Source organism: Mesobacillus sp. ABV4_180, assembly GCF_056158485.1.
Window position 1 is genome coordinate 2,913,132 of record NZ_JBSWTJ010000001.1, and the last position, 21,291, is coordinate 2,934,422.

Sequence of the window (21,291 nt, forward strand, 5' to 3'; positions counted from 1 at the left end):
AAAACAATTCGAACAAATGTGAAAAAACCATAGGGATTTCTCCCTATGGATTCATTGTGCTGTAAAAACAGGCTTGCGTTTTTCACTGAATGCGTTCAGCGCTTCGACGCGATCTTTCGTAGGGATCGTTACCTCATAAGCTTTGGTCTCAATTGCCAAACCAGTCTGCAAATCCGTGCTGCTGCCATGCTGGATCGCATACTTCGCCTGTCTCACAGCGATCGGGGCGTTCTGGAGTATTTCTTCCGCAAGGTCTTTGCAGGCAGTCATGACGTTCTCTTTTGATTCCACTGAAGTAAGGATCCCCAGCTCATGAGCTTTTTCCGCTGAGATTTTCCTTGCTGTGAAAATTAATTCCTTCGCCTTCATCTCACCAATCAGCCTGGAGAGACGCTGTGTCCCGCCTGCACCAGGGATGATTCCCCAGCTCACTTCGGTCATCCCCATTACGACACTTTCTGCGGCAATTTTAAAGTCGCAAGCCAGCATCAATTCAAAGCCGCCACCAAAAGCAAAGCCGTTCACAGCGGCAATTGTCGGCTGGGGCAGTTCGGCAACCGCGCTGAACACATCACGAATTTTCTTCACATTACGGCGCACTTCTCCCTCAGTAAGGTGCTTTCTTTCCTTCAAGTCTGCTCCGGCGCTGAAAGCTTTCTCTCCTGCTCCGGTAAAAATGACGACTCTGACATCTGCATCTGTGTGCAGTCTGTCTACTAAATCCCCAAGCTCCTGGAGCGTTTCGAAATTGAAACAGTTAAGGGATTCCGGCCGGTCGATTGTTACATATGCGATATGCTGCTCTTTCTGGAATTTGATATAATTCATTTATCTCTCTCCTATATTTTCAATAATCGTGGCGATTCCCTGGCCAACACCAATACACATGGTCGCCAGTCCATATCTGGAATCCCGCTTTTTCATTTCATACAATAGGGTAGTCAATATTCTCGCCCCGCTCGCACCAAGCGGATGCCCGAATGCAATTGCACCTCCATTGACATTCACCTTGGACTGGTCGAGTCCCAGCTCCTGGATACAGGCAAGTGATTGTGCCGCAAATGCTTCATTCAATTCGATCAGATCCACGTTTTCAACAGACAGATTTGCTCTATTCAAAGCTTTCTGAACTGCATAGACTGGCCCCATGCCCATAATGGACGGCTCAAGTCCCGCTGTTGCTGAAACGATATATTTTGCCAACGGCTTCAATCCAAGCTCCTCAGCCTTATCACGGCTCATTAGCAGCAGAGCGGACGCACCATCATTTACCCCAGACGCATTCCCTGCAGTAACGGTACCATCCTTGAATAACGGCTTAAGCTTTGACAGCTTCTCGACCGTCGTGCCCGGGCGTGGATGTTCGTCCCGGTCAATAACTGTTTTGTTTCCTTTTTTATCTTCATACACAACAGGGACAATTTCATTTTCAAACATCCCTGCCTCCATTGCTATTTGTGCGCGAAGCTGGCTTTCTGCTGCGAATTCGTCCTGAGCTTCCCGGGAGATGCCATACTTTTTCGCTACGTTCTCTGCTGTCTCAGGCATGCTGTCTGTTCCGTACATTTCCTTCAGCTTACTGTTCACAAAACGCCAGCCGATTGTCGTATCGAACATTTCCATATTGCCGCGCGGGAATTCCGTTTGCGGCTTTGCCATCACAAGAGGCGCTCTTGTCATGCTTTCCGTCCCGCCAGCAATGAAGATGTCGCCTTCACCAGCTAAAATCGCCCTAGCTGCATAGTTGACAGCATCAAGTCCAGATCCGCATAAACGGTTGATGGTAGTTCCGGCAACTTCGACAGGCAAGCCTGCCAGCAGGCCAGACATCCTTGCGACATTTCGATTATCTTCTCCGGCTTGATTGGCATTGCCGAACACCACTTCTTCAATTGCAGCTGCTGGCAATGCAGGATTGCGGTCGAGCAATGCTTTTATGACAATTGCCCCAAGATCGTCCGGACGAATATGGCGGAGGCTGCCGTTATACCTTCCTATTGGGGTCCTGACTGCATCTACAATTACTACTTCTCTCATCGCCATCCTCCTTTATTTCGTGGTTACTGATTCTCTGTAGTCATAAACTCCGCGCCCGGTCTTCCTGCCAAGGCGGCCAGCTTTTACATATTGCTCAAGCAATGGGGCTGGACGATATTTTTCACCTAACTTTTCGTGCAGGTATTTCAAATTGTTCAAACGGGTGTCCAAACCAACAAGATCTCCTAATTCGAATGGTCCCATTGGATAATTAAGTCCGAGTTTGATTGCTTTATCGATTTCTTCAGCTGTGCCTACGCCTTCCTGCAGCATGTAAAAGGCTTCGTTGCCGACCAGCGCACTGATCCGGCTTGTAACAAATCCAGGGAATTCATTGACGATAACTGTTTCTTTTCCCATCTGAATAGCTGCCTTCTGAATCGCTTCTGCCGTTTCATTGCTCGTTTCCAGACCGCGGATGATTTCAACGAGCGGCATCTTATGGACAGGATTGAAGAAGTGCATCGCGATGACCTTCTCAGGACGCTTCGTAAAAGAAGCGATTTCAGTCGGGCTCATTGTCGATGTGTTGGATGCAAACAGGCAGTTTGCGGGTGCATGCTGGTCAATTACTTCAAAAATTGCCTTTTTGATGTCTATTTTTTCCGGGACTGCTTCAATGATCAAATCCGCATCCTGCACGTTTTCGGCGAGGAAATTAGAATACTTCAACTTAGCTTTTGCGGACTCCGCTTCGTCAAACGTAACTTTCCCGCGGGCGATGCCCTTTTCAAAAATGCTGTTGATATCACGTTCAGCATTGCGGAGCTGTTTTTCATCGACATCAATCAATACTGTATCAAAGCCGCCAAGGCAGCTGACGTAGGCAATGCCTCTTCCCATAACGCCTGAGCCGATTACGACGAGTTTCTTCATTATATATACCTCCTAATTGAAAAACTGAAAGGCGAGCACTCAAATAAAGGAGTGCTCGCCTCATTTTTATACGTTAAACGGGTTTAGCGGGCGGCTGCCGTAGTAAGAGACGATACTCTTTGTTTCTGTATATAAATCTAGTGTTTCGATGCAAAGCTCGCGGCCGAATCCGGATTGCTTGTAGCCTCCGAATGGCGTGCCAGGGAAAGCGGAGAATGGGCAGTTGATCATGACGATTCCTGCCTGGATCAGCTTGGAAACCCTTGTGGCACGGCCGTAATCCTTCGTCCAGATTGCGGAACCGAGACCATACTCGCTGTCATTCGCAAGTTTTACAGCTTCCTTTTCATCCTTGAACTTCATGACGACAACAACTGGTCCGAAGATTTCTTCTTTTACAGCTTTCATGCTGTGATTTGTTTCAGCGATGATGGTAGGCTCATACCAGTAGCCATTCTCATAGCCTTCGAGATTAGCTGCCTTTCCGCCTGTCAATACGGCTGCTCCATCTTCTACAGCTGATTTTACATAGCTGTCGATGACATTCATTTGGTCTTCGCTGATGACCGCGCCGACATGCGTTTCTTTATCAAAAGGGTTGCCGAGCTTCAGCTGCTTAGTCTTTGCGACGAATTTCTCGATGAATTCATCGTATACATCCTCATGGACATAGAGTCTTGAGCGGGCCTCACAGGATTGGCCAGTATTATAGAAAATACCGAACAAAGAACCGTCTACAGCCGCATCGATGTCAGCATCGTTGAATATGATGCTTGGGGACTTACCGCCAAGCTCAAGTGTTACGCGCTTTAGAGTCTGTGAAGCTCTTGCCATAATGTCCTTGCCAATTGGAGTAGATCCTGTGAAAGCCACTTTATCGACCTTTTCATGCTCTACTAGATAGTTTCCAATTACCGAACCTGATCCAGGAATTACGTTTACCACACCTTCAGGTACGCCCGCCTCAATACAGATTTCCCCGAGAACAATCGCAGTAAGAGGCGTCAGTGAGGCTGGCTTTACAATGACAGAACAGCCGACAGCAATGGCCGGGGCAATTTTCCATGCAGCCATCATCAAAGGATAATTCCAAGGAATGATTTGCGCGCAGACACCGACTGGCTCTTTTTCCGTTATGTTCTGGAATGCACCTGGCATGCTGTTGACAGCACCGCGGTGGCTGACGATCGCACCCGCGTAAAACTCGAAATCTTCGATTGCCTGCATCACTTGTCCCTGGGCTGCCGCAAGCGATTTCCCTGTATCCAGAATCTCTAATTCTACCAGCTCATTGAAACGGGAACGCATGATGGAAGCAATTTTATTAAGTGTCCGTGAGCGCTTATTCACAGGAAAATGACGCCATTTTCCGAAGTCGAATGCATTTCTGGCTGCCTGAACTGCCATCTCTGCATCTTCTTTGGACGCTTTCGCCACTGTTGCAACTTCTTCACCTGTTGCTGGATTATACACTTTATAAGTTTCCCCGTTCACACTGTCCTGGCGAACTCCATTGATAATCAGCTGATATGTCTCGCGTTTTACCGCCATTGATTCGAATTTTTGTTCTTTTACTGTTGTCACGCGTAACATCTCCTTTAAGTGGATTCATTGTTTCGTTTATTCACCCTTGAAAACTGGTTTTCTTTTTTCCATAAACGCCTGGACGCCTTCCTTATGGTCAGCACTCTGTCCGGCAATCCGCTGGCTCTGGGCATCTCTTTCAAGATAGTCTTCAAAATTTGAATGCCAGCTCGCTTTCAGGTTCCTCTTGATCAGGCCGATTGCCTTTGTTGGCATATTGGCCAGCCTTTCTGCAAAAGCAGCGACACTTTCATTCCAGTTATCCAATTGGAAAACTTCTGTAACGAGACCGAGTTCTTTCGCCTTGTCTGCCGGAATTTTCTCTCCAAAAACAGCCAGTTCCATTGCTTTCGCATGGCCGATAATCTTCGGGAGGTAATATAGATTTCCTGCATCAGGCACAAGGCCTACATGGATGAAAGCTTCGACAAAGCTGGCTTTTTCAGATGCAACACGGAAGTCACATGACAATGCCAAGCTCATCCCTGCACCGGCTGCAACTCCGTTCAAAGCGGCAATCACTGGCTTTTCACAGCGATCAAGATCAAGGAGCATTGGATTATAGCGTTTTCTGAGGACTTCACCATGATCCATATCATCAGAAACGCCTGCCAGATCCTCTCCTGAGCAAAAGGCGCGTCCGGCACCAGTGATGACAACCGCCCTGACTTCCTTATCTCTTGATGCAGTCTTGATCGCATTCTGGATTTCCTTGTTCAATTGCTCGGTGAAGGCATTCAATTTATCCGGGCGGTTCAGGGTAATGTATGCGACCTGATTCCGCACTTCATACAAAACGGTTTCAAACACAATTATGTACCCCCTTATTTCCCTTTGAATTGTGGCTTTCTTTTCTCCTTGAAAGCCTTCATGCCTTCCTTCTGGTCTTCTGTGGCAAAAAGCATGTAGAAATTCTTACGCTCATATTGCATTCCTTCATATAAAGGATAGTCGACCGCTTTCAAGACAGACTCCTTGATCATCCTGACCGCAATTGGTGCCTGGTTCGCGATTGTTTTCGCAAATTTGAGCGTTTCTTCCATCAGCACTTCCTCGGCGAATGTCGAATTGATGATTCCGTAGTGTAAAGCCTCATGCGCAGAGATGCGCTTGCCGCTGAGGATCCATTCCATCGCCTTCGTTTTGCCGACAAGCTTTGTCAGCCGTTGTGTTCCCCCGGCTCCAGGCATGACTCCAAGGTTGACTTCCGGGAAACCAAACTCCGCATTTTCAGCAGCAAAAAGCATATCACAGCATAGTGCAAGCTCAAATGCGCCGCCTAATGCAAATCCATGGACAGCTCCAATGACAGGTTTTTTGATCCAGGCTAATTTGTCCCAGTCGGTGAATTGATTCATTGTTTCCATGCTGATTGCGTCAGCATCCATCATTTCATCGATATCGGCACCTGCTGCAAACGCCCTTCCTTTTCCCGCAAGGACCATGACCTTAACAGAAGGATCATGATCGAAATCTTCCATCGCAGAAAGGACCTCTGAAACCATTTGCCTGTTCAGGGCATTAAGGACCTTCGGACGGTTAAGCAAAATCAGTCCGACTTCACCTTTTATACTTTTTTCAATTACTTCATAATTCCTACTCATTCACTTCTTCACCGATCATCATCGTGACCAGATCGCCTGCAAAGCTCATAACATCCTTTCCGGAAGCTCTGCCTTCTGCTGATTTCATCCCAGCTTTTAATGCTTCATGATCGTCATAATACATTTCACACATCAAATAATATTTTCCTTCTCCACCCATTGGGCTGCCCACAATACGAGTCACTTCCATTTTGCGAAGTCCTGGAATTTTTGCTGTAAGCGGCGCATGCGTTTCAAAATAGTGTTGGTCAAATGCTTCTTTATCCTGTGGATGCTTGTAGATCGCGATTAGTTTTACCATAAAAAATCTCTCCCTTAATCGATAGAATTGTAGACCAAAATGAATATATGCATTTCTTCGTGAATCTATTAATCATTTGATGTGACATCCAAAAATATTTGGGTCACATCAAGGTTGATACTGGTTTCATTGCTTCAAATGGATTCTTGCATGATTTGCAGTATAAAATGCTGCGGCAAGCTGTTGGACCAAAGAGGTTTTCCATGGTCGTATAGGTCGAACTGCAGTAAGGGCAGTCCGCCTGCCATTCACCTGTTTCCTCAATATGCCTTGGCGGTGGAGCGATTCCAAATTCCTTCAGTTTTTCCCTGCCAGCTACTGTAACCCGATCAGACGTCCATGGCGGATGGAAGAAGAATTGGACATTGACGTCCTTGACCCCTTCAATTGCAGCAATCGCGTTAACGACATTTTTTTTGATGATATCCAAGGCAGGACACCCCATAAATGTCGGCAGCAGTTTGACCAAGACTACATTAGAATTGATTTCCAAATCCTCGAGCATTCCCAGCTCGATAATCGAAATACTGTCAATTTCCGGGTCCTTAACAGTTTGCAGTGCTTCAATGACTTTTTCTCGCACCATGAAGATCACCAGCTTGCTGCCGGATCGAAGTTATAGACTTCTCCCAAAGTATCCAGTGCACTCTGCAAATCGGGCGTGTGTTCACCATTGCGTCCATTTCCGCTCTTCATCCCGAACTTCTCCGGCATCTTGAGGTTCAAAGACTCAAAAACTGGTGTCATCATCTGCACCCATCTTGCTTTTAGTCCATCTTCTGAATCTACCAGACGGTACTTTGTAATTTCTTCAGCTTTATCCCCCAGCGAAAACAAGCCTTCCAGCTCCTCGAAAACAAGCTCCATGGCAGATTCCATCCTGGTCCTTGCTTCTCCACCGGCACTGACAAGCTGCGTAAACCACGTTTTCCAGTGAAGCAGATGGTAGAAAAGCTCCATATTTACTTTCACCGCTGCCTCGGACAATGGCTGATAGGAAGAATTTTTCAGCGATTCAATTTTCACTTTCTTGGCCTGGGCGTAAAAGTAATTCCTGACCACAGCGAATGCCCAGTCATAATGGGGCTCATTCATATAGGTTCCAGGGCCATTTACCTTTTCTAGTAAAATCGCATTCTTCCTTTCTGCTGAAGGCCTTGCGTGTGCCAGCTCATCAGGATCACCGGCTCCGAGGTCATGCAGGAGCTGGTAGAACATCGCCGCATGGCCCATCGTATCCTGGCTGATTGATGAAAAAGCCACGTCTTCTTCAATATGGGGTGCAAGGCCAAGCCACTCGGAACCGCGGTATGCAAGGATGAAATCGTCGTCTGCAAGCTGGAACAATAGATTTGCAGCAGCGGCACGGTAAGCTTCATTTTTCAAAGCATCTTCAAGTGTATATTTCATTTCTCCTGCTTCCCTCCCCACGACAGTATTTCTTTTTCATCAAGCATTTCCTGCTCATAATGCCGCCATTTCTTTTTCAAATAGCCATAGCCTTTTGTATTCCGGTAATCTTTATTGTCAAGCCGCTGCAATGTCAGTCGTTCTTCAAGCGACATCTTCCTTACATCGTCGCGCTTGACGACCCAAATATCGGCAACCGGCTCCCGCCTCATGAAATTCTCCTGTGCCATCACCAGAGCAAGCTCATGGTTCGGAGCAAGCAATGAGAATTGGTACTGCATAGGCGAAGTATCCGTCCGCTTGCTGAACACTTCAAATTCCTGGTAAAATCCATTCCCAGACATGATTTCCTCTCCTTTCCCTGTAGTTTCGAGAGTTATCCTCTCCCAAACACCATTATGCTTTTGCACTTAATGCGTCGATGACCCACTTGTTATTGCTATAGGAAATTTCCCTTAATCTCAGGCGATCCTTTGATTTTGGACCATTATTCTTTATGATTTGCTTGAATTTGGTCCAGTCTGGCTGCTTATATTGCCACAAGCCTGACTCCTGGTCGAAGTGCATCGTTTCATCCGGCAGCTTAAGTCCCAGTGAAAGAACCCGCGGAATATACTTCGTGAAGAAATCCTGGCGCAGCTCTTCGTTTGTTTTTGTCCGGATTCTGTATTTGATTGTCGTATCCTGCTTTGATGTTCCCGTCGTCGATGCATCTGCTGGTCCGAAGAACATAAGGAGTGCTTCCCACCATCGGTCGATCGAATCCTGGATCAATGCTTTTTGCTCTTCTGTTCCTTCAGCCAGCGCCATGATGATCGCCTCACCATGCTGTGCGTGGAAGACTTCCTCTGCGCAGATTCGCTTTAATGCTCTCGCATATGGACCATACGAAGCATCGAGCATATTTGTCTGGGATATAATTGCGGCTCCATCGACAAGCCAGCCGATCAACCCGGCATCTCCCCATGTTTTAGCTTCCATATGGAAGACGTTATGGAATTTCAGGTCACCGGAAAGGAGATCCTGAATAATATTTTCTCTTGATTTCCCAAGCGGCTTCATCAAATCCTCTGCCACCCGCAGCAGCAGCTGCCCATGTCCCATTTCATCCTGGACCTTCGCCATGATTCCAAGCTTTCTTTTCAGCGAAGGAGCTTTTGGGACCCACTCCTTTTCTGGCAATGCACCCATTATTTCACTGATTCCATGCATTGAAATCAGTTTGATCAGCGTCATTCGATAGTCATCCGGCATCCAGTCGTCTGCCTCAATTTTCTCGCCAGCTTCAATCCGCTTTATGAAAAGCTCATATTTAGCTTCTTCAGTCAGCTGATCGAAGGAAATCATGTTTTCCATGCTGTTAACCTCCTTATGTTTGTGTTCCGATTGGTTCCTTCGTTTTATCAATAATCCGGACAGCCTTCCCCTCTGAACGAGGGATCGTTTTCGGACGATGCACACGCACCTCCACTGAGATCAGGCACTGGCTTTTCAGCAATGATTGGATGTTTTTCTCCAGCATATAAACTGCATCAGAAATAGGGTCCTCTCCTATCATCCTGAAGTACTCCTCATTCATTTCTACATGCAGTTCAAGAACCTTTAATGTCCGTTTTTGTAAAATTTGAATCTGGTAATGAGGGGCAAGCTCAGGGACAGTCAGCAGACAGTGCTCGATCTGTGACGGAAATACATTCACGCCGTTGATGATCAGCATGTCATCGATCCTTCCCTTGACACGGGACATTCTCACTGTCGTCCGCCCGCAGCTGCATTTTTCTCTAGTAAGCGATGCAATATCTCCTGTGCGGTATCGAATGACCGGGAAGGCTTCCTTCGTCAGACTGGTGAAGACTAGCTCTCCTTCTTCGCCATCTGGAAGTGGCTTCAATGTTTCTGGATCGATTACTTCGACATAAAAATGGTCCTCAGCAACATGGAGTCCGGCCTGTGCTTCATGACATTCATTCGCCACTCCTGGCCCGATCACTTCACTTAGCCCGTAAATATCGACCGCCTTAATATCCAGCTTTTCTTCAAGCGTTTTCCTCATTTCTTCCGACCAGGGTTCAGCCCCGAAAATTCCATATTTTAAGGAAGTCTTTCTCGGGTCCTTGCCCATTTCTTCCATCGTTTCAGCAATATTCAGTATGTAGGATGGAGTTCCGCAAATGACTTCTGGTTTAAAATCTTCAATTAACATGATCTGTCTTTGCGTATTCCCTCCTGAAACCGGCACTGTCACCATCCCGAGCTTTTCGCTTCCGTAGTGAAGCCCCAGCCCTCCGGTAAAAAGCCCGTACCCATAAGCATTGTGAAGGAACTTACCTGGTTCACCGCCAGCTAAGGCGATGGATCTGGCTACAATCTCTCCCCACATTTCAATATCATTTTTTGTATAGCCTACAACCGTGGACTTGCCGCTTGTTCCAGAAGAAGCATGGACTCTGACCAGTTCACTTTGCGGAACAGCAAATAATCCGAATGGATAGTGGTCCCGTAAATCTTGCTTTTCTGTAAAAGGAAGCGCTTCCAAATCTGAGAGACTTTTGAGCATTTCTGGAGAAAAATGAACCTTTGCGAATTTCTCCCGGTAAAATGGGACCCTCTGAGCGACTTTTTCTACTACTGTCCTAAGTCTTTGAAGCTGGATTCCCTCAATTGACTCACGGCTTTTCGTTTCGATTTCATGTAAGATCAAGTTTCCGCCCCCTACATTACATAAAATTTTATTTATATAACGTTATATAACCGTAACACAATAAAAGTGTTATATATTTTAAAACAAAGATAACGTGTATATAGGAAAAAGTCAATTATTTTTCTGAAAATTTTAATATTTGATGGCGGAATTTTGTTAGGAGATGGAAAAAGGAGAGATTAATGTGGTTTTCAGAGAGATTAACGTGACTTCCGGGGAGATTATTGTGATTTATTGAGAGATTATTGTGATTTATTGAGAGATTAATGTAGCTTTCGGAGAGATTATCCTGCAAACTGTAGAGATTTTAACCAGCAGCGGGTTACTACTACTCATTTCATCCTAATTCATCACGGAGAAGCAGTGATAACATCTGCAGCGGCTTTTTTTCGCAAAAAAAGACCTCTTGATTCAATCAAGAGGCCATTTCTTTTCTATTAATACATGCTCATATACTGTTCACGTTCCCAAGGGTGAACTTGTGTGCGGAACATATCCCATTCGATTTCTTTCGCTTCGATGAAGTGTTCAAGGATGTGCTCACCAAGTGCTGAGCAGATGACCTGATCTTTCTTCAGCTGGTCAAGTGCTGCAGCCAATGTTGGTGGCAGATCATCGATTCCTTCTTCAACACGCTCTTCTTTGTTCATGACATAGATGTTGCGGTCTACTGATGCAGGAGGTGTCATTTTGTTCTTGATTCCGTCAAGGCCTGCTGCAAGCAATACTGCCATTGCTAGGTATGGGTTAGCTGCAGGGTCAACACTGCGGACTTCAACACGTGTGCTCATTCCGCGTGATGCAGGGATACGGATCAAAGGAGAACGATTCTTTGCAGACCATGCTACGTAGCAAGGAGCTTCATAGCCAGGAACCAGACGCTTGTAAGAGTTTACAGTTGGGTTCGTTACAGCTGTAAATCCAGATGCGTGCTTAAGTGTTCCAGCGATGAACTGGTATGCAGTTTCGCTCAGCTCAAGTTTCTTATCAGATGGATCATAGAATGAGTTCTCGCCGTTGCGGAACAATGACATGTTACAGTGCATTCCTGAGCCGTTCACACCGAACAATGGCTTTGGCATGAATGTAGCATGCAGGCCGTGTTTGCGTGCGATTGTTTTTACAACAAGCTTGAACGTTTGGATCTGGTCACAAGCTGTTAAAGCATCTGCATATTTAAAGTCGATTTCGTGCTGTCCTGGAGCAACCTCGTGATGAGATGCCTCGATTTCAAAGCCCATTTCTTCAAGTTCAAGAACGATATCACGTCGGCAGTTTTCGCCAAGGTCTGTTGGAGCAAGGTCGAAGTATCCACCGTTGTCATTCAATTCAAGTGTTGGCTCACCATTAACGTCAAGCTTGAACAGGAAGAATTCTGGTTCTGGCCCAAGGTTGAAATTCGTGTAGCCCAACTCTTCCATTTCCTTAAGGATACGCTTCAGGTTTCCACGAGGGTCACCAGCAAATGGTGTGCCGTCCGCATTGTTAATATCACAGATTAAACGTGCAACTTTCCCCTTTTCAGCTGTCCAAGGGAAGACAACCCATGTATCTAAGTCTGGAATAAGGTACATATCAGATTCTTCAATACGAACGAAGCCTTCGATAGATGATCCATCGAACATCATTTTATTATCAAGCGCTTTTTCAAGCTGGCTGATTGGAATTTCTACGTTTTTGATTGTTCCTAGAATGTCAGTGAACTGCAAACGAATGAATTTTACATTTTCTTCTTTTGATAAACGTACAATGTCTTCTCTTGTGTACTTTGCCATCCTAAATTTCCTCCTAAATTTTAATGAAAAAATCTCGACATGTCTCCACGGTCGGTTGAACGGTTGAAACGTCCTGCCTGGAGAAGCTCTTTGCGGAGCAATTTCCGTAAATCTGAATCGGAAAGTTCACGTCTTGCTTTTTCAGCTTGTTTTTCTTCAGCAGCACTAATGGCTGTCTGTTGCTTCACATTAAATAGTTGCTTGATGCCTGCCATGTTGACTCCCTGATCAATCAAATCCTTGACCTCAAGGAGCTTGTCAATATCATTTAAGGAAAAGAGTCTTTTTTTGCCTTCTGTTCTTGCCGGAGAAATCAATTCATGTTCTTCATAGTATCGGATTTGCCTGGCTGTTAAATCAGTCAGCTGCATGACAATCCCAATGCTGAAGAGCGGCATATTCCGGCGAATTTCACTTCCGCCCATTTGATTTCTCCTCCTTCCCTCTTAAGATATTTTCATTATATTCAATGTAAGATATGTTGTCAAACATATGTTAGATTATCTGACATGAATTTTCATAAAAAAACAACAGGACACTTTCAGCAAGCTGTCCTGTTGTATATTTTCCTATTTTATATGAATTAAACCTTTTTCTATTAATGAATCGATGGCAAGACATACCGCCATTTTCACATGGGAATATGTCAGCCCTCCCTGAACATAGGCTACATACGGCGGTCTGATCGGACCATCTGCAGTTAATTCGATGCTTGCTCCCTGGATGAATGTACCAGCTGCCATGATTACATCATCCTCATATCCAGGCATATAAGCTGGATGAGCAGTGACGTGAGAGTTTATCGGGGAAGCAAACTGTATCGCCTGGCAAAAAGCGACCATTTTGTCTCGATCATCGAATTGGACGGATTGAATCAGGTCAGTCCGTTCAGCATCCCATCTTGGCGACGAGTTCATTCCCAGGCGCTCCAGCATTGCAGCAGTAAATACAGCACCCTTTAATGCCTGGGCAACAATATGCGGCGCCATGAAGAAGCCCTGATACATTTCCTGCAAGGAATATAATGAAGCACCAGCTTCCGCCCCGATACCGGGAGATGTCATCCTGTAAGAACAGGACTCTACATATTCAGCCTTGCCCACAATATACCCGCCTGTTTTCGCAATGCCACCGCCGGGATTTTTAATCAGTGAACCTGCCATTAGATCCGCACCTGCATGGCATGGTTCCATTTCCTCAACGAATTCGCCATAGCAGTTGTCGACAAAGACAATTACGTCAGACTTAATTTCTTTTACGAATCTAACCATTTCACCAATTTCAGATACCGTGAAGGACGGCCTTGTCGCATAGCCCTTTGACCGCTGGATGCCAATCATTTTCGTTTCAGGCTTAATCGCCTTTTGGACAGCATCCCAATCAATCCCACCGTTCGCCGTTAGATTCACGGTATTGTAGGATACACCAAATTCCTTTAAGGACCCATTTCCTGTACCACGTATGCCGACGATTTCTTCAAGGGTGTCGTAGGGCTTTCCTGTAATGTAAAGAAGTTCATCGCCAGGGCGAAGAATGCCAAATAACGCAATTGAAATTGCATGTGTTCCCGAAATGATTTGCGGACGAACAAGGCCTGCTTCTCCGCCAAAAACCTCGGCATAGATTTTTTCGAGCGTTTCCCGGCCTGCATCATCATATCCGTAACCGGTCGTCGGGATGAAATGTGAATCACTGACACGATTTCGCTGGAAACTCTGCAGAACCCTGAATTGATTGGAATCAATCCTCGCATCAATTTTTTTGTGCACTTCGGCAATTTGCTGCTCAACGCCACTGACAAGCGGCTGAAGCATTTGCCCGTTTTTTAGCTGTGTAAACATGTTGCTCTCCTATTCCTGTGAAAATCATGATTATATTGAAAAACGCTTCAGCTGTCCGGTAATTTGATGGTCAGCTAAAGAAAAACCTTTGCAAACATAAGCTTGTTTATCTTCATCAAAAGCAAGTTCACGAAGGATGGTTTCATTTTTCAATTGTGCCAGCAGTTTGCCTTCGTCTGAAGGGACAAGCACGTTGAATGGTTCCATCATTCCGATGATGCTCTGCTCGATTTTTAAAAGCAGATTCTTTCTGTCTTCTTCACTGAATGCACTAATGAATGCCGTTTCATTTTTGGCATTAGGCACGAAATCCTGGTGTGCGATATCGCGTTTATTATAGACGGTAATCTGCGGGATTTGATGGACATCAAGATCCTCAAGTAATTTATTCACCGTCTGTTCGTGGGAAAAATAATCCTGACTCGACATGTCGACTACATGAAGCAGCAGGTCGGCTTCGCTTACTTCTTCAAGTGTTGATCTGAAAGCTGCAATCAGGGTAGTCGGTAAATCCTGTATGAAACCGACCGTATCTGTCAGCAAGACAGTGAACCCGCTTGGTAAAACAGCCTTTCTTGTCATCGGATCAAGCGTGGCAAACAACTGGTTTTCTTCAAAAGAATCAGCCTCTGTCATCCGATTGAACAATGTAGATTTCCCAGCGTTCGTATAACCCACAAGTGCGATTTGGAATGCCTTATTTTTCTTGCGGCGTTCTCTGTAGCGGTCGCGATGCTGAACAATGACTGAAAGTTGTGTTTTGATATCGTCAATCCGCCTGCGGATATGACGGCGATCTGACTCCAGCTTCGTTTCCCCCGGTCCCCTCGTACCGATACCGGCTCCAAGACGCGACATCTCAATTCCTTTTCCGCCAAGACGAGGAAGAAGATATTGAAGCTGTGCGAGCTCGACCTGAAGCTTCCCTTCTTTTGAACGGGCCCTTTGTGCAAAAATGTCGAGAATGAGCTGTGTCCTGTCAATAACTCTTGCTTTCAGTCCTGCAGACAAGTTGCGGTTTTGGCTTGGTGATAATTCATCATTGAAGATAATCAAATCTGGTTCAAGCTCTTCCTCCAGTGCCTGAAGCTCTTCAACTTTCCCTTTTCCTATGTATGTAGCCGGATGGACCTTGGGCCTCTTTTGAACAACCTGCACCATTACGTTCCCTTTTGCCGTTTCCGTAAGCGATGCAAGCTCTTCCATTGAATACTGAAAGCGAAGATCATCCTCATCATTCGTCTGGCAGCCAACAAGGATCACTTTTTCAAGTACATGATCTTGTTCCAAACAATCCCCTTCTTTCCTTCTATATAGCTAAAAACATCATACCAAAATTCATCCTCAAACAAAAATTTTGGCATACCGGGCTAAAGTGGTTGTAAATTGCATCAAAAATGATAAAATCAATATGTTTGCATTTTCCTATTTTAGTATTTAAGTTTTATTTTAACAAGAGGAGCACAGCGGAAATGACATGGGAAGTACTCAGCATGATTGGAACAGTCGCATTCGCGATCAGCGGTGCAATTATCGCAATGGAAGAGGAATATGATATCTTCGGAGTATATATACTGGGAATCGTGACAGCCTTTGGCGGCGGAGCAATCCGAAACTTGCTTATTGGTGTGCCTGTATCGGCAATTTGGGATCAGGGAATTTTCTTCAATTTGGCTTTGCTGTCGATTACGATCGTTTTTCTGTTTCCAACCAATCTTTTGAAACACTGGCAACGATGGGGCAATTTTTTTGATGCCATCGGACTTGCTGCATTTGCAATCCAGGGAGCCATATACGCTTCCAATATGGGGCATCCGCTTAGCGCAGTCATTGTGGCAGCCGTATTGACAGGCAGCGGCGGCGGAATCATCCGTGATTTGCTTGCCGGCCGGAAACCATTGGTATTTAAAGCAGAGATCTATGCTGTATGGGCAGTTCTTGCCGGTCTAATCATCGGGCTCGGAATGGCAGACAATGCCGTTACGCTCTATGGCTTATTTGGTATCCTGACTGCACTTCGTGTATTATCCTACACCTATAAGTGGCATCTTCCAGTCCGGAAGCTGGGAGTCAATCTCCATCCACCTCAGCTATAAAAAAGACTGCAAAAAAAGCAGAGTCGCATTCAGTTTAATGAATGTACTCTGCTTTTTTTAGATGATTTTCCTGCCCATCTGTCCGATTGCATAATGGATACCGTGTTGCAGCGTTTGGAAACAATCAAATTTTGATAAGTTAATATTTGATTGGGTGATTTCAATTCCCAATGACGAGGAAATGCCAACGAGAATTGTTTTTGTGCCGATCAATCTTGCAGCAGATCCAATTTTCTCGATTAAACTGACGGCATGTGGGCCGATATCCTGATCCATGCCTGTCAGGTCAAGCACGAGATAGCTTGCTTTATACGCAGGCAATTTGTTGAGTGTATTGATAATCAGCTGGTCTGCCCTGTCTTCGTCGTATTTTCCGATCAAGGGTACCACAACGACTCCCTCTAGCACCGGAATAATAGGTGACGAAAGCTTGTTAACCAATTCCTTCAATTCCAAGGTTTTTTCTTCGACCAGGCTTTCAAGCTTCCTGATTTGTTCTGACTCTTTTTTGCGAGCCAGCTGATGAATATTATCCGATATCGTCACATCGGAAGGAAAATATTCGATTATACTGTGTTCGTTTCCCTCTAACTGGTCCTGTTTGATTTTATACCAAATATTCGTGCCAAAGAGCCCCGAAAATACTCCTGCATAATGTGCCGGGAGGAATCTCCCTCCCTTGGACTTGCCCTGGGCTACGTTCACTTTATGCTCCCAGCTGTCTTTCATGATGGCAGTAAATGTTTTCGTTTCGAAGTTCAAATCTTCAATGATGGTCATGCCCCATCCTGCGGTAGAATATGTATTGGTGATCATTTCAGCAGCCTCGGTGACACTGACTTCCTTCATTTTTTCAAAATACTGTCCGACTACCAGGCCCTGCCGGAATCCTGTCGTTTCAAAAACAAGATTCGATGCCTCTTCACCTGAGATCTCTTCGATTGTATCAAAAAAAGTTTTCATAGCTGAAGAAATCCAGAAGAGCACTGCATCCTCACCTTCGAATGAGAATCTTCCTTTATTGACATCCCAGCTAAAATCAATACCCTCAATCTTGTGGTTGTACTCATACCCCATATTTTATTTCTCCTTTAATATCTATAGCTTAACTAAGATTGAAAATTATGTTGGTGTTTAGTTTCTCCCACAGTCGAAAAATTAATAGAAAAACCCAATATTGTTTACCCATAAAAAAACTTTGTAAACCTTTTTTTGATAAAAGTATTTCTTTAACTTCTTTGATTTCTGTTCAATCATAATTTAGCTCATGACTTACTTCTGTCATCAAGCTAGTACCAAACTACATGAAAAGGAGAAAAAGAGAACGTTGTTTGCCGAATTATTTCAAAAATTGGACAGGGTACTTTAAAAAGTAAAGAATGTTTTGTTAAAAGGCAAAACGATAATAGATGTAACCTCGAGCGTGATCTTTCAGTTTTATTGAATCGAAGGGATTGATTCTTATGGATAAATTGGAGGGAATTTCAAATACTAGAATTACCTTAACAAAGGAGATTTCCGTATGGTCAATAAATTATTGTTGTGGGCTTCGCTGATAGTCCCGTGGTTCACCCTTCTATTTCTAAAGAAGGTAGGGATCAAACGTTATATGCCAGTCGCGATTCTCACTTCTCTTATAATGGCAGTATACAATGTCATTGCTTACAACCAAAAGCACTGGGAGATAAAAGTTTCGATTATCCCCTCATTAAAACCTCTATTTGTCTCAGGGGTGTTCGGGGTTTTTATCATAATAACTATATGGATTTTCTACTATACATACGGACAATTCTGGAAGTACCTCATTACAAACATCATCGTTGATTTCGTTTTTGCCATTTTTCCTGTCCACTATTTGTTACAAGAAAAAATGGGCATTTATCGATTGATCAATATTACCCCCTGGGAGCGATTTCTATTATTTGTTTTATTCTCTGTAGTGATCTACTTATATCAAGTATGGCAGGAAGAGGTTTTAATCGAAAAATGAAAAAGGATCCCCAGACTCACTACGGGATCCTTTTTATCATTATTTAAGAAAAGACATTACCGAATTTGGATCGAATCCTAATACCCAATTTCCGTTTACATTTGATTGCGGCACGCCCATTTGGCCAGTTGCTTCAACCAGTCTTTGTGCGGCGATTGGATCTTTTTGGACATTAACTTCCTTATAAGCGATTCCTTTGTCGTCCAGGAAGTTCTTCATCATCGTGCAGTAAGGACATGTATTCGTTGTGTAAACTGTAATATCGTTCATGATTATTCCCCCAAGCAAAAGATTTAATATACCCTTAAGGGTATATTAACAAAGACCAAAAACAATGTCAACAAAAGCTTTTGACATTGTTTCACCTTTTTAATCTTCTGAAAAGACAAGGTCATTGCTGCGGATGGTCATCAATTCATGCTTGTCATACTGATTCTGCATCAAGAGTCTCATTGCCTGTGCCCTGATTGATTTTTCGATTACATTCCTTACATAACGCCCATTCGAAAATGCCGCTGCACCTAGAGTGGATTTTACAGTGACAAGGTGCTCCCTGAATTTGCGTTCTGCTTCATGGCTCAGGCTGTATTCCCTCTCCTTTAACATTCGCTGGCCGATATCCATCAGTTGTTCAATAGAATAATCCGGAAAATCGATCACCAGTGGAAAACGTGAATGAAGACCAGGATTCAGGGTCAGGAAGTATTCCATTTCACGGGAATACCCTGCAAGGATTAAAATGAACTCATGCTGTTTATCCTCCATATGTTTGACAAGCGTATCAATCGCTTCCTTGCCAAAATCCTTTTCTCCGCCGCGTCCGAGCGAATATGCTTCATCGATGAAAAGAATGCCCCCAAGAGCTTTTTTTATCAAATCCCGTGTCTTTTGTGCCGTATGCCCGATATATTCCCCAACAAGGTCGGCCCGTTCTGCCTCGATTAAATGCCCTTTCGAAAGAACATTCATCTTCAGAAAGAGCTTGCCGATGATCCTTGCCACAGTTGTCTTCCCTGTTCCCGGATTCCCCTTGAACATCATGTGAAGAGCCTGTTTGCCTGCTTTCAGGCCCATTTCTTCCCTTTTTTTATTCACATATATCCAGGCATAAATTTCTTTTATCATTCTTTTCATTTCTTCCATGCCAACAAGCGCCCCGAGCTCTTCCTCAATTTCTTTCAAGGCTGTGTGCTCCTGCGGGATCGACTTTGGAACCATATTCGTTTCAGGTAATTCTTTCGTCAACGTCTTTCTTTTTTGCGAGTTCAAAACAATGCTGATTTGACCGTTATTTTTCTTGCGAAGCGGTTGGTCCAAAGATTTCACCTCTCATTCTGGAAACAATATTCGCAAAATAGCTGTAACTCTGATATTCACCTGCTTGAGGCATACGCCGAGCAAGGAGAACATTTCTGATCATTGAGATCTGGGCACTTGGGAACCGATTAAAAGACAAACTTCGTATTAATCTATAGACTTTGTCACAATCTGCGGTTTCCCAAGAAATAAACTCCTATATTTATATGTATTCGTCAGGGCAGGAATTCATTTTTAAAATAAATCTTATTTATGTATTAATCTGATGCACAATCTTAAGTCCATTCACTGATAAAGAAAAAACCCGCCAATGGCGGGTCCTCTTGCATATCTGAATTAAGCTTGGCCTTCATAATCAATTTGAACATTCTTTTGCGGTGCGAATGTAGAAATCGCATGCTTATAGACGAGCTGCTGCTTGCCGTCAGATTCAAAAAGGACTGTAAAGTTATCAAATCCTTTAATTTGTCCTCTTAACTGAAAACCGTTCAATAAAAAAACGGTCACATTAATATTATCTTTGCGGCACTGATTTAAATACTGGTCCTGAATGTTCACTTGTTTCATGGGCGGATCCTCCTCTTTTATCTCTATTATTATGTATTCGCTGTTATCTCGAGCTTTCCTTCAATGAACTTGGAAATTTCGGCGAATTTTTTTTCAGTGTCATTTGACACTGACATATCAAACCATTCCACATTCATCTTGTTTCGAAACCATGTTAGCTGCCTTTTTGCATATCGGCGTGAATTTTGTTTCAAATTTTCGACCGCCTGCTCAAGCGATATGTCGCCATCGAAAAACTCGTACAATTCTTTATAGCCGATTGCCTGGATCGACTGACTTTCTCGTAACCCTTTATCATAGAAATACTTTACTTCATCAAGCAGCCCTTGTTCGATCATTAAATCCACCCTCAGATTGATCCGCTGATAAAGCAGGTTCCTTTCCATGGACAGCCCAATGATGGCGGTATCATATAATAACTCTGGGGATTGGTCTTCCTGCAGCTCTCCCGGTGTATTCCCTGAACAGTGGATGATTTCCAGTGCCCTGATCACCCGGCGCACATTATTCGGATGAATTCTCTCTGCACTGATCGGGTCAGCTTCCTTTAATCTGTCATGCAAAAGCTCTGGCCCCAATTTTTCGGCAACTTCTTCTAACTGTCGACGAAACTCAGGGTCTGAAGGTGCGTCAGTAAAATGGTAATCGTAAATGACTGATTGGATATAAAGCCCTGTACCGCCTACAATCATGGGCAGCCTTCCCCGGGAACTGATCTCTGCAATCTTTTTGCGGACGAGCTCCTGGAATTCTGCAGTAGAAAAACTTTCATCAGGCTCTTTAATATCAATCAAATGATGCGGGACACCATCCATCTCTTCAGGGGTGATTTTCGCTGTTCCAATATCCATCCCTTTATAAATCTGCATCGAATCGCCGCTGATGATTTCAGCATTGTATTTTTTAGCCAGTTCAATACTCAGCTTCGTCTTGCCGACTGCAGTCGGACCAATTAACACAATTAATTTCTGTTTCTGTTCCAAAAAATTTCACACTGCCTTTTCAAAGAACGTGCCAGTTATAGAATACCGACATCTTGATTTAATCTTACCATTAATTAGAAAGCAGTTGAACATCTATGCATTATACCCCTTTTTTTTAATGGGTATTCTTTATTTCTCTTTTTTGAAAAAATTTTCCTTAACTTTTACATTTAGATAACGATTCAGTAACAAAGGCTCCTTCACCCCCA

The 21,291-nt window shown here is 44.2% G+C and carries 23 protein-coding genes; 2 read left to right on the forward strand and 21 right to left on the reverse strand.

The annotated features are described in order from the left end of the window. Window positions 1-51 precede the first annotated feature (51 nt). From ACXAEA_RS15005 to hflX, 16 genes are all read right to left on the reverse strand, one after another. Window positions 52-828: an enoyl-CoA hydratase-related protein gene (locus ACXAEA_RS15005; RefSeq protein ID WP_475096687.1), complete on the reverse strand. Its 777-nt coding sequence runs from the start codon at window positions 826-828 to the stop codon at window positions 52-54. Then, window positions 829-2,037: a 3-oxoadipyl-CoA thiolase gene (gene pcaF, locus ACXAEA_RS15010; protein ID WP_475096688.1), complete on the reverse strand. Its 1,209-nt coding sequence runs from the start codon at window positions 2,035-2,037 to the stop codon at window positions 829-831. 12 nt (window positions 2,038-2,049) lie between these two features. After that, complete coding sequence (locus tag ACXAEA_RS15015; RefSeq protein ID WP_475096689.1) at window positions 2,050-2,913, reverse strand: 3-hydroxyacyl-CoA dehydrogenase; 864 nt, start codon at window positions 2,911-2,913, stop codon at window positions 2,050-2,052. A gap of 66 nt (window positions 2,914-2,979) precedes the next feature. After that, window positions 2,980-4,497, reverse strand: a complete 1,518-nt coding sequence (locus ACXAEA_RS15020) for an aldehyde dehydrogenase family protein (RefSeq protein WP_475096690.1) — start codon at window positions 4,495-4,497, stop codon at window positions 2,980-2,982. 36 nt (window positions 4,498-4,533) lie between these two features. Continuing rightward, window positions 4,534-5,307, reverse strand: a complete 774-nt coding sequence (locus ACXAEA_RS15025) for an enoyl-CoA hydratase-related protein (RefSeq protein WP_475096691.1) — start codon at window positions 5,305-5,307, stop codon at window positions 4,534-4,536. Window positions 5,308-5,321: 14 nt separating this feature from the next. Beyond that, complete coding sequence (locus ACXAEA_RS15030) at window positions 5,322-6,101, reverse strand: enoyl-CoA hydratase-related protein (protein WP_475096692.1); 780 nt, start codon at window positions 6,099-6,101, stop codon at window positions 5,322-5,324. After that, a complete protein-coding gene (locus ACXAEA_RS15035) occupies window positions 6,094-6,402 on the reverse strand; it encodes an EthD family reductase (RefSeq protein WP_475096693.1) in 309 nt (102 codons plus the stop codon). Before ACXAEA_RS15035 ends, ACXAEA_RS15030 begins: the two co-directional genes overlap by 8 nt. A 103-nt stretch (window positions 6,403-6,505) precedes the next feature. Beyond that, the gene (paaD, locus tag ACXAEA_RS15040) at window positions 6,506-6,988 is read right to left on the reverse strand and encodes a 1,2-phenylacetyl-CoA epoxidase subunit PaaD (protein ID WP_475096694.1); all 483 of its coding nucleotides are present in this window, start codon (window positions 6,986-6,988) and stop codon (window positions 6,506-6,508) included. A gap of 5 nt (window positions 6,989-6,993) precedes the next feature. Beyond that, on the reverse strand, window positions 6,994-7,812 hold the full coding sequence (gene paaC, locus ACXAEA_RS15045) for a 1,2-phenylacetyl-CoA epoxidase subunit PaaC (RefSeq protein WP_475096695.1): 819 nt from the start codon (window positions 7,810-7,812) through the stop codon (window positions 6,994-6,996). Next, the gene (paaB, locus tag ACXAEA_RS15050) at window positions 7,809-8,156 is read right to left on the reverse strand and encodes a 1,2-phenylacetyl-CoA epoxidase subunit PaaB (protein ID WP_475096696.1); all 348 of its coding nucleotides are present in this window, start codon (window positions 8,154-8,156) and stop codon (window positions 7,809-7,811) included. Before paaB ends, paaC begins: the two co-directional genes overlap by 4 nt. A 52-nt stretch (window positions 8,157-8,208) precedes the next feature. Then, window positions 8,209-9,168 (reverse strand): 1,2-phenylacetyl-CoA epoxidase subunit PaaA, encoded by a 960-nt coding sequence (paaA, locus tag ACXAEA_RS15055; RefSeq protein ID WP_475096697.1) that lies wholly within the window; start codon window positions 9,166-9,168, stop codon window positions 8,209-8,211. Window positions 9,169-9,181: 13 nt separating this feature from the next. Next, on the reverse strand, window positions 9,182-10,513 hold the full coding sequence (locus ACXAEA_RS15060; protein WP_475096699.1) for a phenylacetate--CoA ligase family protein: 1,332 nt from the start codon (window positions 10,511-10,513) through the stop codon (window positions 9,182-9,184). A 437-nt stretch (window positions 10,514-10,950) separates the two neighbouring features. Beyond that, window positions 10,951-12,288, reverse strand: a complete 1,338-nt coding sequence (glnA, locus tag ACXAEA_RS15065) for a type I glutamate--ammonia ligase (RefSeq protein ID WP_475096700.1) — start codon at window positions 12,286-12,288, stop codon at window positions 10,951-10,953. A gap of 20 nt (window positions 12,289-12,308) precedes the next feature. Continuing rightward, on the reverse strand, window positions 12,309-12,713 hold the full coding sequence (locus ACXAEA_RS15070; protein WP_475096702.1) for a MerR family transcriptional regulator: 405 nt from the start codon (window positions 12,711-12,713) through the stop codon (window positions 12,309-12,311). Window positions 12,714-12,857: 144 nt separating this feature from the next. Continuing rightward, window positions 12,858-14,129, reverse strand: a complete 1,272-nt coding sequence (locus ACXAEA_RS15075) for a methionine gamma-lyase family protein (protein ID WP_475096703.1) — start codon at window positions 14,127-14,129, stop codon at window positions 12,858-12,860. Between the two features lie 30 nt (window positions 14,130-14,159). After that, window positions 14,160-15,419: a GTPase HflX gene (gene hflX, locus ACXAEA_RS15080; RefSeq protein WP_475096704.1), complete on the reverse strand. Its 1,260-nt coding sequence runs from the start codon at window positions 15,417-15,419 to the stop codon at window positions 14,160-14,162. A 182-nt stretch (window positions 15,420-15,601) separates the two neighbouring features. Between hflX and ACXAEA_RS15085 the strand changes: the two genes are divergently transcribed. Further along, on the forward strand, window positions 15,602-16,225 hold the full coding sequence (locus tag ACXAEA_RS15085; protein WP_475096705.1) for a trimeric intracellular cation channel family protein: 624 nt from the start codon (window positions 15,602-15,604) through the stop codon (window positions 16,223-16,225). Window positions 16,226-16,282: 57 nt separating this feature from the next. Here ACXAEA_RS15085 and ACXAEA_RS15090 read toward each other — a convergent pair whose 3' ends face one another. Continuing rightward, window positions 16,283-17,302, reverse strand: coding sequence for an STAS domain-containing protein (locus ACXAEA_RS15090; RefSeq protein WP_475096706.1), 1,020 nt, complete (start codon window positions 17,300-17,302; stop codon window positions 16,283-16,285). Between the two features lie 445 nt (window positions 17,303-17,747). Here ACXAEA_RS15090 and ACXAEA_RS15095 point away from each other — a divergent pair, with 445 nt between their 5' ends. Continuing rightward, window positions 17,748-18,215 carry a hypothetical protein gene (locus ACXAEA_RS15095; RefSeq protein WP_475096707.1) on the forward strand — a complete coding sequence of 156 codons (468 nt, stop codon included), beginning with the start codon at window positions 17,748-17,750 and terminating at the stop codon, window positions 18,213-18,215. A 39-nt stretch (window positions 18,216-18,254) separates the two neighbouring features. On the opposite strand, the gene ACXAEA_RS15100 is transcribed toward ACXAEA_RS15095, so the two are convergent. From ACXAEA_RS15100 to miaA, 4 genes are all read right to left on the reverse strand, one after another. After that, window positions 18,255-18,485 carry a glutaredoxin family protein gene (locus tag ACXAEA_RS15100; RefSeq protein WP_475096708.1) on the reverse strand — a complete coding sequence of 77 codons (231 nt, stop codon included), beginning with the start codon at window positions 18,483-18,485 and terminating at the stop codon, window positions 18,255-18,257. A 99-nt stretch (window positions 18,486-18,584) separates the two neighbouring features. Then, the gene (spoVK, locus tag ACXAEA_RS15105) at window positions 18,585-19,532 is read right to left on the reverse strand and encodes a stage V sporulation protein K (protein ID WP_475096709.1); all 948 of its coding nucleotides are present in this window, start codon (window positions 19,530-19,532) and stop codon (window positions 18,585-18,587) included. Between the two features lie 336 nt (window positions 19,533-19,868). Further along, window positions 19,869-20,099, reverse strand: coding sequence for an RNA chaperone Hfq (hfq, locus tag ACXAEA_RS15110; protein WP_214902219.1), 231 nt, complete (start codon window positions 20,097-20,099; stop codon window positions 19,869-19,871). 29 nt (window positions 20,100-20,128) lie between these two features. Continuing rightward, window positions 20,129-21,082, reverse strand: a complete 954-nt coding sequence (miaA, locus tag ACXAEA_RS15115) for a tRNA (adenosine(37)-N6)-dimethylallyltransferase MiaA (RefSeq protein ID WP_475096710.1) — start codon at window positions 21,080-21,082, stop codon at window positions 20,129-20,131. Window positions 21,083-21,291: the final 209 nt, after the last annotated feature.

Excerpts from the sequence above, each read along its gene's own strand:
- ACXAEA_RS15005 (WP_475096687.1), bottom strand. The coding sequence starts at position 828 with ATGAATTATATCAAATTCCAGAAAGAGCAGCATATCGCATATGTAACA.
- pcaF (WP_475096688.1), bottom strand. The coding sequence starts at position 2,037 with ATGAGAGAAGTAGTAATTGTAGATGCAGTCAGGACCCCAATAGGAAGG.
- ACXAEA_RS15015 (WP_475096689.1), bottom strand. The coding sequence starts at position 2,913 with ATGAAGAAACTCGTCGTAATCGGCTCAGGCGTTATGGGAAGAGGCATT.
- ACXAEA_RS15030 (WP_475096692.1), bottom strand. The coding sequence starts at position 6,101 with ATGAGTAGGAATTATGAAGTAATTGAAAAAAGTATAAAAGGTGAAGTC.
- ACXAEA_RS15035 (WP_475096693.1), bottom strand. The coding sequence starts at position 6,402 with ATGGTAAAACTAATCGCGATCTACAAGCATCCACAGGATAAAGAAGCA.
- paaD (WP_475096694.1), bottom strand. The coding sequence starts at position 6,988 with ATGGTGCGAGAAAAAGTCATTGAAGCACTGCAAACTGTTAAGGACCCG.
- paaC (WP_475096695.1), bottom strand. The coding sequence starts at position 7,812 with ATGAAATATACACTTGAAGATGCTTTGAAAAATGAAGCTTACCGTGCC.
- paaB (WP_475096696.1), bottom strand. The coding sequence starts at position 8,156 with ATGTCTGGGAATGGATTTTACCAGGAATTTGAAGTGTTCAGCAAGCGG.
- paaA (WP_475096697.1), bottom strand. The coding sequence starts at position 9,168 with ATGGAAAACATGATTTCCTTCGATCAGCTGACTGAAGAAGCTAAATAT.
- glnA (WP_475096700.1), bottom strand. The coding sequence starts at position 12,288 with ATGGCAAAGTACACAAGAGAAGACATTGTACGTTTATCAAAAGAAGAA.
- ACXAEA_RS15070 (WP_475096702.1), bottom strand. The coding sequence starts at position 12,713 with ATGGGCGGAAGTGAAATTCGCCGGAATATGCCGCTCTTCAGCATTGGG.
- ACXAEA_RS15075 (WP_475096703.1), bottom strand. The coding sequence starts at position 14,129 with ATGTTTACACAGCTAAAAAACGGGCAAATGCTTCAGCCGCTTGTCAGT.
- ACXAEA_RS15085 (WP_475096705.1), top strand. The coding sequence starts at position 15,602 with ATGACATGGGAAGTACTCAGCATGATTGGAACAGTCGCATTCGCGATC.
- ACXAEA_RS15090 (WP_475096706.1), bottom strand. The coding sequence starts at position 17,302 with ATGGGGTATGAGTACAACCACAAGATTGAGGGTATTGATTTTAGCTGG.
- ACXAEA_RS15095 (WP_475096707.1), top strand. The coding sequence starts at position 17,748 with ATGGTCAATAAATTATTGTTGTGGGCTTCGCTGATAGTCCCGTGGTTC.
- ACXAEA_RS15100 (WP_475096708.1), bottom strand. The coding sequence starts at position 18,485 with ATGAACGATATTACAGTTTACACAACGAATACATGTCCTTACTGCACG.
- hfq (WP_214902219.1), bottom strand. The coding sequence starts at position 20,099 with ATGAAACAAGTGAACATTCAGGACCAGTATTTAAATCAGTGCCGCAAA.